14 protein-coding genes are annotated in these 14,468 nt (G+C 64.3%); 5 read left to right on the top strand and 9 right to left on the bottom strand.

The window, feature by feature from the left end:
* Positions 1–84: 84 nt before the first annotated feature.
* Positions 85–387, bottom strand: a complete 303-nt coding sequence (locus VSR82_RS12610) for an ElaB/YgaM/YqjD family protein (RefSeq protein WP_026227987.1) — start codon at positions 385–387, stop codon at positions 85–87.
* Positions 388–727: 340 nt separating this feature from the next.
* On the opposite strand from VSR82_RS12610, the gene VSR82_RS12605 reads away from it, so the two are divergent.
* Positions 728–1,366 carry a peroxiredoxin gene (locus tag VSR82_RS12605; protein ID WP_368585404.1) on the top strand — a complete coding sequence of 213 codons (639 nt, stop codon included), beginning with the start codon at positions 728–730 and terminating at the stop codon, positions 1,364–1,366.
* A gap of 74 nt (positions 1,367–1,440) precedes the next feature.
* Here the strand turns inward: VSR82_RS12605 and VSR82_RS12600 are convergent, their stop codons facing one another.
* Positions 1,441–2,631 carry an acyl-CoA dehydrogenase gene (locus VSR82_RS12600; protein ID WP_368585403.1) on the bottom strand — a complete coding sequence of 397 codons (1,191 nt, stop codon included), beginning with the start codon at positions 2,629–2,631 and terminating at the stop codon, positions 1,441–1,443.
* Positions 2,632–2,725: 94 nt separating this feature from the next.
* On the opposite strand from VSR82_RS12600, the gene VSR82_RS12595 reads away from it, so the two are divergent.
* Positions 2,726–3,511: an IclR family transcriptional regulator gene (locus VSR82_RS12595; RefSeq protein WP_368585402.1), complete on the top strand. Its 786-nt coding sequence runs from the start codon at positions 2,726–2,728 to the stop codon at positions 3,509–3,511.
* Positions 3,512–3,552: 41 nt separating this feature from the next.
* On the opposite strand, the gene VSR82_RS12590 is transcribed toward VSR82_RS12595, so the two are convergent.
* The gene (locus VSR82_RS12590; protein WP_368585401.1) at positions 3,553–4,386 is read right to left on the bottom strand and encodes a diguanylate phosphodiesterase; all 834 of its coding nucleotides are present in this window, start codon (positions 4,384–4,386) and stop codon (positions 3,553–3,555) included.
* A 337-nt stretch (positions 4,387–4,723) separates the two neighbouring features.
* Between VSR82_RS12590 and hmgA the strand changes: the two genes are divergently transcribed.
* The gene (gene hmgA, locus VSR82_RS12585) at positions 4,724–6,070 is read left to right on the top strand and encodes a homogentisate 1,2-dioxygenase (protein ID WP_429460812.1); all 1,347 of its coding nucleotides are present in this window, start codon (positions 4,724–4,726) and stop codon (positions 6,068–6,070) included.
* On the top strand, positions 6,067–7,365 hold the full coding sequence (gene fahA, locus VSR82_RS12580; RefSeq protein WP_498857728.1) for a fumarylacetoacetase: 1,299 nt from the start codon (positions 6,067–6,069) through the stop codon (positions 7,363–7,365). Before hmgA ends, fahA begins: the two co-directional genes overlap by 4 nt.
* Positions 7,366–7,472: 107 nt before the next feature.
* Here the strand turns inward: fahA and VSR82_RS12575 are convergent, their stop codons facing one another.
* The 5 genes from VSR82_RS12575 to VSR82_RS12555 all read right to left on the bottom strand — a co-directional run bounded on the left by VSR82_RS12575 (position 7,473) and on the right by VSR82_RS12555 (position 12,698).
* The gene (locus tag VSR82_RS12575; RefSeq protein ID WP_498857727.1) at positions 7,473–9,260 is read right to left on the bottom strand and encodes an outer membrane protein assembly factor BamB family protein; all 1,788 of its coding nucleotides are present in this window, start codon (positions 9,258–9,260) and stop codon (positions 7,473–7,475) included.
* Positions 9,261–9,385: 125 nt separating this feature from the next.
* On the bottom strand, positions 9,386–9,571 hold the full coding sequence (locus tag VSR82_RS12570; protein WP_410848082.1) for a hypothetical protein: 186 nt from the start codon (positions 9,569–9,571) through the stop codon (positions 9,386–9,388).
* A 537-nt stretch (positions 9,572–10,108) separates the two neighbouring features.
* Positions 10,109–11,266 carry an MFS transporter gene (locus VSR82_RS12565; RefSeq protein WP_368585396.1) on the bottom strand — a complete coding sequence of 386 codons (1,158 nt, stop codon included), beginning with the start codon at positions 11,264–11,266 and terminating at the stop codon, positions 10,109–10,111.
* A 170-nt stretch (positions 11,267–11,436) separates the two neighbouring features.
* Positions 11,437–11,829, bottom strand: coding sequence for an SRPBCC family protein (locus VSR82_RS12560; protein WP_429460805.1), 393 nt, complete (start codon positions 11,827–11,829; stop codon positions 11,437–11,439).
* 35 nt (positions 11,830–11,864) lie between these two features.
* Positions 11,865–12,698, bottom strand: coding sequence for a crotonase/enoyl-CoA hydratase family protein (locus VSR82_RS12555; RefSeq protein ID WP_429460803.1), 834 nt, complete (start codon positions 12,696–12,698; stop codon positions 11,865–11,867).
* A gap of 143 nt (positions 12,699–12,841) precedes the next feature.
* On the opposite strand from VSR82_RS12555, the gene VSR82_RS12550 reads away from it, so the two are divergent.
* Positions 12,842–13,420 carry a plasmid fertility inhibition factor family protein gene (locus VSR82_RS12550; RefSeq protein ID WP_429460801.1) on the top strand — a complete coding sequence of 193 codons (579 nt, stop codon included), beginning with the start codon at positions 12,842–12,844 and terminating at the stop codon, positions 13,418–13,420.
* Positions 13,421–13,464: 44 nt separating this feature from the next.
* On the opposite strand, the gene VSR82_RS12545 is transcribed toward VSR82_RS12550, so the two are convergent.
* Complete coding sequence (locus VSR82_RS12545) at positions 13,465–14,460, bottom strand: 2-hydroxyacid dehydrogenase (RefSeq protein ID WP_368585392.1); 996 nt, start codon at positions 14,458–14,460, stop codon at positions 13,465–13,467.
* Positions 14,461–14,468 lie beyond the last annotated feature (8 nt).

Here is a 14,468-nt window from a genome sequence, read left to right as displayed (position 1 = left end):
CAGAAGGGGACCGGCGTGGCTCGCGCCGGTCCGCCTGTATCGCCGGTGCGCCGGACATGCCTGCTCCGGCGGACTCACCGACCTTTACTTGCGATTGATCAGCAGACCGACCACCATGCCGATGCCGGCGGCGATGCCGATGGACGCCCACGGATGTTCGTGCACGTAGTCGTCGGTAGCGCGGGCAGCCTTCTTGCCTTTTTCGACGACCACGACCTGAACGTCGGCTGCTTTTTCTTTCGCCTGCTTCAGGCGCGTCAGCGCGGTCTCACGCAGTTCGGACGCGCGTTCGCCGGTAGCGCTCGCGGCCTGTTTCAGCAGGTCTTCAGCGTCCGCGAGGACGGTTTTGATATCCGACATCAATCTCTCCTTGTTGACTTCCGACATTGACAGCTCCCTTTGTCTCACGCTACGCGTAAATCGTAACCAAAGAAACGGTCGCTGGCGAGCCTAGTGCCGGTTGCATGGCGCCGACGCACGATCCGTTCCCGGCAGCGCGTGGCAACACCCGTTTGAGGGCACTTTGCTCCAGACCGGTATCGGATTGAGTTGATCTGTCCCGCAAAGTTTCCATCAAACGGGAGAAAATTACAAAAACGCATAAAGTACTGACGCGATGTTGGTTCGCCATGTACCACCACGGCCTTATGCTTTATCGTCTGGCCGTCGCGGGCACACGCCCGCGACCTTATCTGGATACGTTCCGAATACCTACAGGAGATGCACTATGAGTCTACGTCTTGGCGACATTGCGCCGGATTTCGAACAGGAGTCGAGCATTGGCCGCATCAGTTTTCACGACTGGCTCGGCAATAGCTGGGGCGTGCTGTTCTCGCATCCCGCCGACTTCACGCCGGTCTGCACGACCGAGCTGGGCCTGACCGCGAAGCTTGCAAGCGAGTTCGAAAAGCGCAACGTGAAGACGATCGCGTTGTCGGTCGACAGCGCGGAGTCGCACAAGGAGTGGATCAAGGACATCAACGAGACGCAGGCCGCCAGCGTCGGTTTTCCGATTCTCGCGGACGGCGATCGCAAGGTTTCCCAGCTTTACGACATGATTCATCCGAACGCGAACGAAACGTTCACCGTGCGTTCGCTGTTCATCATCGATCCAAACAAGAAGGTGCGTCTGATCATCACCTATCCGGCGAGCACCGGCCGCAACTTCGACGAAGTGCTGCGCGTGATCGATTCGCTGCAGCTGACCGACAGTCACTCGGTCGCGACGCCGGGCAACTGGAAGCAGGGCGATGACGTGGTGATCGTGCCGTCGCTGAAGGACGAGGAAGTGATCAGGCAGAAATTCCCGAAAGGCTACAAGGCGCTGCGCCCGTACCTGCGCATGACGCCGCAGCCGAACCAGTAAGCTGCGCGGCATCAAACAGAAAAGCCGGTTCGAATGAACCGGCTTTTTTTGCACTTAGCGGAACGCCAGCGGCATCAGAAGAACGCCTGAATACCGGTCTGCGCACGGCCGAGGATCAGCGCATGAACATCGTGGGTGCCTTCGTAGGTGTTGACGACCTCGAGGTTCACCAGATGGCGGGCAACTCCGAACTCGTCCGAAATGCCGTTGCCGCCGAGCATGTCCCGCGCGAGGCGGGCGATGTCGAGCGCTTTGCCGCACGAATTGCGCTTCATGATCGACGTGATTTCGGTGGCGGCCGTGCCTTCGTCCTTCATGCGGCCGAGGCGCAGTACGCCTTGCAGCCCGAGCGTGATTTCAGTTTGCATGTCGGCGAGCTTCTTCTGGATCAGCTGGTTCGCGGCGAGCGGCCGGCCGAACTGCTTGCGATCGAGCACGTACTGACGCGCGATGTGCCAGCATGCTTCCGCCGCGCCGAGCGCGCCCCAGGCGATGCCGTAGCGCGCCGAGTTCAGGCAAGTGAACGGACCGCGCAGGCCGCTGACGCCAGGCATGATGTTCTCTTCCGGCACGAACACATCGTCGAGCACGATTTCACCGGTGATCGACGCGCGCAGCCCGATCTTGCCGTGGATCGCCGGCGCGGACAGACCCTTCCAGCCCTTCTCGAGAATGAAGCCGCGGATGTTGTCCTTGCCGTTTTCCTCGAGCTTCGCCCACACGACGAACACGTCGGCGATCGGCGAATTGGTGATCCACATCTTCGAGCCCGACAGCGAATAGCCGCCATCGACCTTCTTCGCGCGCGTGACCATGCTGCCCGGATCGGAGCCGTGGTTCGGCTCAGTCAGACCGAAGCAGCCGATCCACTCGCCGCGCGCGAGCTTCGGCAGATATTTTTCCTTCTGCGCGTCCGAGCCGAATTCGTAGATCGGCACCATTACCAGTGACGACTGCACCGACATCATCGAGCGATAGCCGGAGTCGACACGTTCGACTTCACGCGCGATCAGCCCGTACGCGACATAGTTAAGACCGGGGCCGCCGTACTGTTCGGGAATCGTCGGGCCGAGCAGGCCGAGTTCGCCCATTTCGCGAAAAATCCCGACATCGGTCTTTTCATGGCGGAACGCTTCTAGCACGCGCGGCAGCAGCTTGTCCTGCGAGTAAGCCGCGGCGGCATCGCGCACCATGCGTTCGTCTTCGGTCAACTGCTGATCCAGCAGCAACGGGTCTTCCCAGTGAAACTGCGCGGCTACGGCCATGACGTATCTCCTGATTTCACGCTCAGAACAAGCTTGACTTGAGTTCCGCCTTGCGAAACAATGTTTTGCAAACGACGCCCGAGTGTAGCACCCTATGACGCTGCCATCCACTTTCTCCGCTCCGCTCGACGAACGCAAATTCGTCGTCGCCCTTGCCCGCGGGCTGGACCTGTTGCGCGCGTTCCAGCCGGGCGACACGATGCTCGGCAATCGCGATTTCGTCGAACGCACGGGTTTGCCGAAGGCAACCGTGAACCGGCTCGCCTACACGCTGACCGTGCTCGGCTATCTGCGGCTCGACGAAAGACACGGCAAATATGCGCTCGATGCGGGCGTGCTGTCGCTCGGCTTCGCGCTGCTATCGGGCAGCGACATACTCGAACTCGCGCGCCCGCACCTTCGCAGCCTCGCGCGCGAGGTCGGCGCGGCGGTTTCGCTCGGCTGCCGGGATGGGCTCGACATGGTGTATCTGGAGACGATCCGCAGCGAAACCGCGTTGACGCTCGGCCTCGCATCCGGCTCGAAACTGTCGATGCTGACGAGCTCGATGGGCCGCGCATATCTCGCCGTGCAGCCGCTCGACGCGCGTACTGCGTTACTCGCGGAACTGAAAAAAGCGGCAGGCAGGGCGGGCGCGATGCTGGTCGCCGAAGCCGAACAGGAGATCGCCGCGTTCGCGACCGAACGCTGCTGCTACTCGTTTCGTGCGTGGCATGACGACGTGAACGCGGTCGCGGTGCCGTTTCGCGAGCCGCGCGAAAACCGCTGGCTCGTGCTCAGCTGTAGCGGGCCGGCGTCGTCGATGGGGGAGGAGGTGTTTCGCGAGAACGTCGCGCCGCGTCTGAAGGCGCTCGCGGCGCGGCTGGGGGAGCCGGGCTGAGCGAAGGCCGGGGCGCCCGGGCCAACCGGGCCCACGCCGTGTCACGCCGCCCGGTCGTGATAATGCGCGTTGAACAATGGACCTTGCACGAACCGCACGTCGTACTGCTGTAGCGCGGAGAACTGCGTCTCGTCCATCACGCGATTGAAAATCAGCGGCACCCGCAGCCGGCCCGCGTAGCCGACGAGCGGCTTCACGGTCGCGTCGCGCAATGCGGCCGTCGCATCCATCTTGATGAAATCGAGCCGCGCGGTTTCCGATACCGACAGGATCTGCCCCGCGTTCGACAGATTGCCCGCCACCTTGAAGCCGTAGTGCTGATAGCTGCGCGTCAGATAACCCAGAAACGTCTTGTGCGCGACCGCCGCCGCCGGCAGTTCGATGACGATGCGCGTCGGATTCAGATTGAACGACGTCAGCACGCTCGAAAAATGCCGGCCGTGATCGTACTTCACACTCTTCAGCAGCCTCTCGTGCACGCGTAGAAACAGCAGCCCATGCCGCTGCGGGCCAAAGAAGTTGATTGCGTGCAGCGCGCGCGACATGCGATCAAGCGCGACCAGCTGCTGATCGTCGGCGATGTTGTCGAACGGATCGAACACGTCGAACGGCGGTGCGCCGAGCCGGTGCGTGACCGCCTGAAAGCCGAGCTCATCGCCGAAACGGTCGACTCCTTCCGCGCCGCATGATAGCGACTGCGCGAGCCCATGCACGCTGATGTCGAAGATCGGCTCGTAGGCGCTCGTGAGCTCGATGCCGTCGAAATGCGCGAGCGCGATGCCTGCGTGCGCGCCTTGTCCCATGGCCAGATGCTCGCCGAGAAACGGGTGATGAGCGGCGCGGGCGATCAGATCGGGGATGGTCGGCGAAATCATGAAGGCGAGTGAAAGGCGACGATGAACGCGCACCGGGCGCGTGGCTGCGCGACGCGATGGCCGCATCCATTGATGGTAGCAGTACGCGCCCTGCGCGGATTAACAAAATGCTCATAACGTTATTGGCCTGACGCTTATGGGCCGGGGCTCAGCGTGCAATCACGAGGTTGGCATGCCCGCTTCCAAGGGTATACGTTAGTTTCACTATTCGTAATTAGTTTTACTATGCGTAAAACGTGATTTCACCAGTTCGCGCGTCCGAAGCCGAGCCGGCCTGAGCGTGACTGCAAAGATCACGTAATCGGGAAAGAATCGAGCAACTCGCGGAGAACCTTGTATGGATACCTCAACACGTACGCCGGCCGACCAACGCCTGCGACCTGAAATCGAGCCCGGCTATCAGTCGGGTTTCGCGAACGAATTCGCAACCGAGGCGTTGCCTGGCGCGCTGCCGACCGGCCGCAACTCGCCGCAGCGCGCGGCCTATGGTTTGTATGCCGAGCAGATTTCGGGTACCGCGTTTACGGCGCCACGCGGTCACAACCGTCGCTCGTGGCTGTACCGGATTCGTCCCGCGGCGATGCACAAGCCGTTCACGATGATGCCGTCGGAGCGGCTCGTCGCGAACTTCGCCGAGGTGCCGCCGACGCCGCCGAACCAGCTGCGCTGGGACCCGCTGCCAATGCCGTCCGAACCGACCGATTTCATCGACGGCTGGGTGACCATGGCAGGCAACGGCTCGGCCGAAGCGATGAACGGTTGCGCGATCCATCTGTACGCAGCGAACCGTTCGATGCAGGACCGCTTCTTCTACAACGCCGACGGCGAACTGCTGATCGTGCCGCAACAGGGCCGCCTGTATATCGCGACCGAAATGGGCCGCATCGATATCGAGCCGTTCGAGATCGCGGTGATTCCGCGCGGCGTGCGCTTCGCGGTGAGCCTGCCGGACGGCAGCGCGCGCGGCTATATCTGCGAGAACTTCGGTGCGTTGCTGCGTCTGCCGGAACTGGGGCCTATCGGCTCCAACGGTCTCGCGAATCCGCGCGATTTCCTGACGCCGCACGCCGCGTACGAAGACCGCGAGGGCGCGTTCGAACTCGTCGCGAAGATGAACGGCAATCTGTGGCGCGCGGACATCGGCCATTCGCCGCTCGACGTCGTGGCATGGCACGGCAACTACGCGCCGTACAAGTACGACCTGCGCCGCTTCAACACGATCGGCTCGATCAGCTTCGACCATCCGGACCCGTCGATCTTCCTCGTGCTGCAATCGCAAAGCGACACGCCGGGCGTCGATACGATCGACTTCGTGATCTTCCCGCCGCGCTGGCTCGCGGCTGAAGATACATTCCGCCCGCCATGGTTCCATCGCAACGTCGCGAGCGAGTTCATGGGTCTCGTGCATGGCGTCTACGACGCGAAGGCCGAGGGCTTCGTGCCCGGCGGCGCGAGCCTGCACAACTGCATGACGGGCCACGGTCCGGACGCGGACACGTTCGAGAAAGCGTCGCATGTCGATACCTCGATGCCGAAGAAGGTCGACGACACCATGGCCTTCATGTTCGAGACGCGCACGCTGATCAAGCCGACGCGCTTCGCGCTCGAAACCGCGCAACTGCAGGCGCATTACTACGAGTGCTGGCAAGGCCTCAAGAAACACTTCAATCCGGAGCAACGATGAACGCGGTGAACGATCTCCAGGCGACGCTCGATGCGTCGCGCAAGAGCTGGATCGAGTCGGCCAACGAGCCGGCGAGCGACTTCCCGATCCAGAACCTGCCGTTCGGCATTTTCAGCGATCGTGGCAACGACGCGCGGCGCGTCGGCGTCGCGATCGGCGATCAGATCGTCGATCTCGGCGCGTTGCAGGCAGCGGGTCTGCTGAACGTGCCGGCGCAGAACGTGTTCGCGCGCGATGCGCTGAACGATTTCATCGCGCTTGGCCGCGACGCATGGCGCAGCGTTCGAATCCAGCTGAGCCAACTGTTCGCGCGCGACACCGCGACGCTACGCGACGATGCCGTGTTGCGCGCGAAGGTGCTGGTGAATCAGGCCGATGCGCGTCTGCATCTGCCGGTGCAGATTCCGGGCTACACGGATTTCTATTCGTCGAAGGAGCACGCGACCAATGTCGGCTCGATGTTCCGCGATCCGAAGAATGCGCTGCTGCCGAACTGGTCGGAGATGCCGATCGGCTACAACGGACGGGCGTCGTCGGTGGTCGTGAGCGGCACGCCGGTGCGTCGCCCCAATGGTCAACTCAAGTTGCCCGATCAGGAGCGCCCGGTGTTCGGCGCGTGCCGCAAGCTCGATATCGAACTGGAGACGGGTTTCATTATCGGCGGCGGCAATGCGCTGGGCGAGCCGATCGCATGCGAGGACGCGGAGGCGCACATCTTCGGCATGGTGCTGCTGAATGACTGGAGCGCGCGCGACATCCAGCAATGGGAATACGTGCCGCTCGGTCCGTTCAACGCGAAGACCTTCGCGACGACGATCTCGCCGTGGGTCGTCACGCTCGATGCGCTCGAACCATTCCGCGTCGCGCAGCCGGTGCAGGAGCCGGAGCCGCTCGCGTATCTGCGGCATCGAGGAAAGCATGCGTTCGACATTCATCTCGAAGTGAGCTTGCGCGCGCCACACGCGCGGCAAGCGAGCACGATCGCGCGGACCAACTTCAAATACATGTACTGGACGATGGCGCAGCAGCTCGCGCATCACACGGTGTCGGGTTGCAATACGCGGGTGGGCGACCTGATGGGCTCGGGGACGATCAGCGGGCCGACCGAGGATTCGTACGGCAGCCTGCTCGAACTGACGTGGAACGGCAAGAAGCCGCTGGAGCTGCACGAGGGCGGTACGCGCACGTTCATCGAGGACGGCGATGTGCTGACGCTGGTGGGCTGGTGCCAGGGCGACGGGTATCGCGTCGGGTTCGGCGCGTGTGCCGGAGAGATTCTGCCGGCGCGAGAGTGAGCGCGCGGCAGTCACGATGAACGAGGGCCGGCAGCGAATGCCGGCCCTCGTCGTTTGTGCGAGACCTTGGCCGTGCCGTGTCGCAATGACTCGGCGCGTCGTCCGCTTCATCTACCGAGCAACCCGAACACCGCCACGCCATTCGTCGTGCCGACATACACCTTGCCGTTCGCGATCATCGGTGTAATGAACTTGTTGCCGGTGCCGAACTGATCGCGCGTGCCCATCTGGTTGCTGTTGTACAGCTCGTTGAGCGTGACCGGGTCGAACGCATGGAGTGCCGCGACGTTGCCGTTTTCGGCGGCCCATACGATGCCATTCGACGTGCCATTCGCCGAGACGCTCGGCGTCGTGCCGGGATAGGCGAACGTCATCGCGCTTTGCGCGGTGGGTGTGATGGACAGCTTCGCATTGGTCACGGTGAATGCCTTCAGATGATCGCCGACCGAGCCGAAATACACGCGCCCGTTGAAATAGGCGGGCATGCCGAACTCGCCGCCCGCCAGCTGCGCGGTAATCTCCTGATAGATGTTGTCGGTCGTCGGGTTGAACTTGCCCATCGAATCGCGATTCAGCACGTAGATGGTGCTGTCCTTGCCCGCGCCGAGCGTCAGATGCTGCACGACGCCGTTCGCGTCGGTCAGGTCCGGCAGCACCAGTGCGCCGCCGGAGCCGAGGTCGATGTCGTCGTTGGCCTCCTGCACGACGTTCGTCATCGCGAAGTAGTCCGTGACCGACAGGCCGCCCGACGTGCCGAGCTTCAGGAACGAATTGCCGAAATCGCTGTTGGCCGGAAAGCCGCTCGGGCTCATCGTCGTTTCGAAAGTGCCGTTGGCATCGAGCAGATAGATCGACGAGCCGTCCGACGCCGGCCCCGCGCCGCTCATCCAGATCGCGCCGCCGATGCCGTTAGGCGTCACGTTGAGCACCGTGGTCTGCTGCAACGTGTCGGCGGCGTAGCCCATGATCCATCCCGTATAGCCGCCGTCGTCGCAGTGCGAGGTCCATGTCGTGTAGACCGTGTTGCCGAGCAATAGCAGCCCCGCGCGCTCCGCGTACAACGACGGGGTGAACGGCAGGACGCCGTTCGTATTGCCCGCGCCGGTGCCCGGGTAAGAGGCGACGGCGACTTCGGTGGGACCGTTCAGCAGTTCGGCGCCGGTCGCGAGGTCGAGCGCGTGAACGCGATGATGGTAGCCGCCGGCCGGGTCCTTCGACATCGCGACGACATAGATCGTGCCGTGCGTGCCGCGCGAACGGTCGATCACCGGTGTCGAGGTGATGCCGATCGTGTTCACGATCTGGCTGCAGCCGCGGTCGTCGCTCGGGGTTTCGCCGCTGCCGAGTGTGCGCACCTGCCACAGGGTCGCGCCGGTGTCGGCATCGAATGCGTACACGGTGTCGTTCTCGGTCGCGACGTACAGCACGTTGTGCGTGCCACCCGCGATCGCCAGCGAAGCGACGAATAGCGGCTGCGCGTCGACCTTGCCGTCGACGCTAAAGAAGCCGACCTTGCCGAATGTCGCGGCCGTCACGTTGGCGGGCGTCAGCGTGGTTTCGCCGAGGTTCTGGCCGGTGCGCGCGATGTCGTTGTGATAGGTGAGCACGTCCTGCACGGCTGCCGTCGACGTGCCACCCATCGACGTGGCCGAGCCGCTGCCCGCGGTGCCGGTGCTACCGGTGCCGCCGCTCGTGGTGCCACCAGTGGTGGTGCCGCCGCCGCTTGCCGCGGCTGGGGTCGATGCGCCCGATGAGGCGCTGCCGCCGGCGCTCGTGCCCGTCGGGGCACTGCTGTTTCCGCCTCCGCCGCCACCACAGTTTGCGGCGACGATCGCGGCTACCGCGATCGCCGTGCCCAACAGGCTGGCACGGAGCAACAAGCGCATCGCGACCATGGCGGACTCCCCGTTGCTTGCGGTGGCACCACAAAATATGGGCCGTGTCGAGTGCCCGCGCAACGTGGGTTGAAGATTATCACCCGGCGTATAGATCGTAAAAGCCAGCAACTAGCGTCTAATCGTCAACTCGCCGTCCGCAGCGTGATCCGCCGACGCTCCCACCACACCGCCACCAGAAACGCGAGCGCCGCGCACAACAGCACGCCGACCACCGCATCGTGGCCGACCGATTTCATTTGCATCAACGCAGTCGCGCAGGCCACCACCAGCACCGCGCCGACGATCACCTGACGGCCGCTCGTCGTCATCGACGCCGATCGCGAGCGTTGGCGCAATACCGTACCGGTGAGAGACGTTACCCCACGACAGATAAAGGGTGCCGTCGCGAGGCTCGTAAAAGACCTCCGGCGCGCCCATGTCTTCTGCATGTCCGTGCGCGTCGAATTCTCACTCGATGTGCGGAGTTTCGTCGCTTGGGTCCGCCAGTTCGGACGTGCGGACGGCCCATCGCTCAGGATTCGTGTAAAAGTCCAATCCGGTTAACCGGTGATGCCGGTCGACAAGCATCGATAAGGTGCCCGCCGTGAGGACATAGCGGGGCGCCAATGCCGAAGCGTGCATCCAGCAAGTCGCTGAGATTGTTTTGCTGTGCCTGCGGCGAAGCCCAAGGCGGATATGTGACCTCACAGGTCAGCGTAGAGCTTTGTTCATCCCACCGCACGACGGCGGAAACGCCGGTGGCAGGGGTAGTCGTGTAGACGGTGGGATGCTTCATCCAAGAGGTTTATAGGCAAAGTGCAGAACGGTGTGATCGCTCTCGCGAACCACGACTTCGGTCGGCAAGCTCACCCCGCCACCACCACCCGCCGCTCGATCGACACCGACCACAACGTCAGCAGCAGCGCACCCAGCGCGGTCGCGACGCCGACCCACGGCAGCGTCGTCAGCGGCGCGCCCGCGCCGATCGCCATGCCGCCGAGCCATGCGCCGGTTGCGTTGCCGAGGTTGAAAGCGCCCTGATTGAGCGTCGACGCAAGATTCGGCGCGTGGCTTGCGCGATCGACGATCAGCATCTGCAGCGGCGGCACGATTGCGAATGCAAGCACACCCCACACGAACACGGTCAGCATCGCCGGAATGCGCGCGTGCATGGTGCCCGCGAACACGCACAGAATCACGACGATCGCCATCAGGAACGCGACTAGCGACGGCATCAGCCGCCAGTCCGCGAGCTTGCCGCCGAGCGTGCTGCCGACCGTCAGCCCGAGGCCGAACAACAGCAGCACCAGCGTGACCGCGTGCGGCGTGAAGCCGGTCACGTCTTCGAGAATCGGCGTGATGTAGGTGAAGGTCGAGAACAGGCTCGCCGACGCGAGCACGCTGATGCCGAGCACCATCAGCACCTGCGGGTTCTTCAGCACGCTGAATTCGCGCACGAGGCTCGCCTTTTGCATCTCGATCTTCGCGGGCAGGCACACCGCGAGCGCGGCCGCCGCCAGCACGCCGATGCCGGTCACGGCCCAAAAGGTGGCGCGCCAGCCGACCGCCTGGCCGAGCGCGGTGCCGAGCGGCACGCCCAACACGTTGGCGAGCGTGAGGCCGGTGAACATCAGCGCGATTGCCTGCGCGCGGCGATTGGGCGCGACGAGGCCTGCCGCGACCACCGAGCCGATGCCGAAAAACGCGCCGTGGCAGAACGCGGTGACAATGCGCGCGGCCATCAGCACCGCGTAACCCGGCGCGATCGCGCACAGCAGATTGCCGACGATGAACACGCCGATCAGGCTCATCAGCGCCTTCTTGCGCGGCATGTTGGCGACCGCGATCGCGACGATCGGCGCGCCGATCGTCACACCGAGCGCATAAGCGGACACCAGCATGCCAGCCGCCGGAATCGACACGGACAGATCGCGCGCGACGTCGGGCAACAGCCCCATGATGACGAACTCTGTGGTACCGATTCCAAACGCGGCAACGGCAAGGGCAAGCAGAGGCAAAGGCATGGCGATGATGGGGTGTGACGCGTGAAGCGGCGCGAAAAACGGGCGCCGGGCGGGCGTTCCGAAGGCGGAAACGCTGTCGCCGGATAGGGGAAAACAGTAGGGGATTCTACCTAAGTCAATTCTGCCTTGCAGGCCGTCAGGAAAGCTGTTGTTTTTGTGGAAAGCGGCGCTCAGCGTCGCGCGAGGTTGCGTTGCAGCGCCGCGCAGCCCGCATCCACCAGCATTTCGACCACGTTGGCGCGCTCGTCGGGCTTGAAGTCGCTGATCCAGATCACGCGGCAACGCGTGGGCGTGTCGGCGACGACCTGCAACGTCGAGTGATGATGCTCGAAGCGTCCGCCGCCCACCGAGTAGGCGAGCCGCAGGTGCGCATCGTCGACGGCGATCACCCGTTCCTCGACCACGGTGCCGTCGGCGAACGTGACCCAGCGCAGTTCTCCTTCCATGCGCGCCTCGGTCAGCACGCCCGCGAACGCGCGGGCGACGTCGGCGGGGTCGCGCAGCGCCGCCCATGCATCGGCCGCGGCGGTTTCCACGGCAATTTCCCGGTAGATCGTAGCCATCGCAGTTCCTCTTATACGTGTCAGGTAAGCATGTCTCAACGATTCGGCGGCGCCGGCTGATCTGCGTCGAACCTGTCGCCATGACGGCCCGCGCCCGATGCAAAGCGCGCCGCGCCCGCCGCGCCCTCGGCGAAGACCGCCGCGTAGCCGCCCGCGCCTTCGCGCCGCAACGCCTCGGCGAGATCGTCAAGCGTGCTGTTCTCGAGCACGGAACGGCGATCGGCGAGCAGCGCCGCCTGCGGAAACGCGGCGAGCTCCGCGGCCAGTTGCTCGGCGGCCGCGCGCGCTTCGCCCTTCGGCACTACGCGATTGGCGAGCCCGAACCCTAGGGCCTCGTGCGCATCGACCGCGCGGCCGGTCAGGATCAGATCGAGCGCGCGCGACAAACCGATCAGCCGCGGCAGCCGGATCGTGCCACCGTCGATCAGCGGAATGCCGACGCGCCGGCAGAACACACCGAGCACCGCGTCTTCCTCGACGACGCGCAGATCGCACATCGCGGCAAGCTCGAGTCCACCCGCGACCGCGTAGCCGGCGATCGCGGCGATCACCGGCTTGCTCAAGCGTGTGCGGGTCGGTCCCATCGGACCCGGGCCGCTGCCGTCGGCGTGCAGTTCGTTGCGACGCGTGTCGTCGGCGAGCGCGCTCAGGTCTGCGCCCGCGCAAAACGTGCCGCCCGCTCCGAACAGCACGGCCGCGCGCCATGCGGGCTCGGTCTCGAAACGGCTGAACGCGGCGCTCAACGCGTCGGCCACCTGCCGGTCGACCGCGTTGCGCCGCGCGGGCCTGTCCAGCACGATCGTCGCGACGCCGTTGACGTCATGCGACTCGATTCGCACATGATGATTGAAATGTTCGGTGGCTATCATCGTTAGGTATACTTGAACGGGTATCTGAAACGCCGAGTTCGCGTGATGATCAGGAAGTGTTGCCAACCGCTCATGCAGCGCGATTAATCCGGTAGGCCGTCATGTTTTCGTCACATCCGGCTCGTAGCGTTAGCGCTCTATTAATGCGCTGGTGTCCCGCCGCCAGCTTGCCGAGTGTGCCTTTGTCCCTGCCTTTGCCCAATTCATCGCCGGCCTCCGCACCGACCAGCGCCGAAACGGTCTGGATCGTGCCGTTGCGCGAGCATTCATGGTACGACCACGTGCGTCTGAAGCGCGTATTCGTTACCGACGGCACCCGTCACCAGGTGGTGCTCGTCGATCTGCGCAAGCTGCTCGTGTGCGCGAATCGCGACAACACCGATTACGTGCTGAAGCCGGTCGCCGAATGGCACGCGGGCAAGATCCGCGGCATTCGCGAGTTTCTCGATCCCGACAGCGCGCGCATTCCGCAGATGCCCTACGTGACGATCTCCACGCGTCGCGCGCCGGGATTGCTCGGCTGGATCGGCATCGAGCGCGAGGGGGTGGTGGCGTTTCGCAACGGCCAGCATCGCGCGCGCTACCTGGCCGACGCGGGCGCGCGCTGGTGTCCGGTCGAAGTGCACGAGCGCGAGGCAGCATTGCTGCGTGAGCTGTGCGGCGCGGCCGATGATGCCCGCACCGAGATTCGCGCGACCCCACTGAGCGACAGCGACGTCTGAGTTTCGCGGTCCGCGGCAACTCGCATAGACCTCGGTTATCACCGCTACCCCGCCTGCACGACGTTGCGCGGCGTGCCCGCCTGCCACGCCGCGATGTTCGCGAGCGTGGTTTGCGCGATCTCGGTCATCGCCTCGCGCGTGAAGAACGCCTGGTGCGCGGTGACGATCACGTTCGGGAACATCAACAGACGCGCGAGCACGTCGTCCTGCAGCGGCAGATTCGAATGATCCTCGAAGAAGATGCCGCCTTCTTCCTCGTACACATCGAGCCCGAGATGGCCTAGCTGGCCGTCCTTCAACGCGCCGATCAGCGCGTTCGCCTCGACGAGCCCGCCGCGCCCGGTGTTGATCAGCATCGCGCCGCGCTTCATCTTCGCGAGCGCGGCGCGGTTGATCAGATGATAGGTGTCGGGCAGCAGCGGGCAATGCAGACTGACGATGTCCGATTCGGCGAGCAAGGTATCGAGCGGCACGTAGCGCGCGCCGAGCGCGATCAGTTCGTCGGCGTGCGGCCCCGGGTCGTAGGCGAGCACCTGCATGCCGAAGCCCGCCATGATGCGCCCGAATACCCGGCCGATGATGCCGGTGCCGATTACGCCGACCGTCTTGCCGTGCAGGTCGAAGCCGAGCAGCCCATGCAGCGAGAAGTCGCCTTCGCGCGTGCGCGCGACCGCGCGCGGCAGGCGCCGGTTCAACGCGAGAATCAGCCCGACCGCATGTTCGGCGACCGCATACGGCGAATAGGCCGGCACGCGCGCGACCGGCAGGCCGAGCCGCTCGGCCGCCGCGAGGTCGACGTGATTGAAGCCCGCCGAGCGCAGCGCGATCATGCGCGTGCCGCCCGCATGAAGCCGTTCGAGCGTGGCGGCGTCGACCTTGTCGTTGACGAACGGGCAGACCACGTCGTAGCCATGCGCGAGGATCGCGGTCTCGCTGTCGAGAGGGGATTCATGGAAATGCAGTTCATAGCCATGCGCGGCATTGGCTTCGGTGAATGTATCGACGTCGTATTGACGGCTGCTGAACAGGATCGTGCGCATATGAGGCT

It is taken from the genome of Burkholderia sp. JPY481, from assembly GCF_038900515.1.
In the GTDB taxonomy this organism is placed as follows: domain Bacteria; phylum Pseudomonadota; class Gammaproteobacteria; order Burkholderiales; family Burkholderiaceae; genus Paraburkholderia; species Paraburkholderia youngii.
The sequence above is the reverse complement of the archived record's forward strand: the minus strand, read 5'-3'. Positions and strand labels throughout refer to the sequence as shown.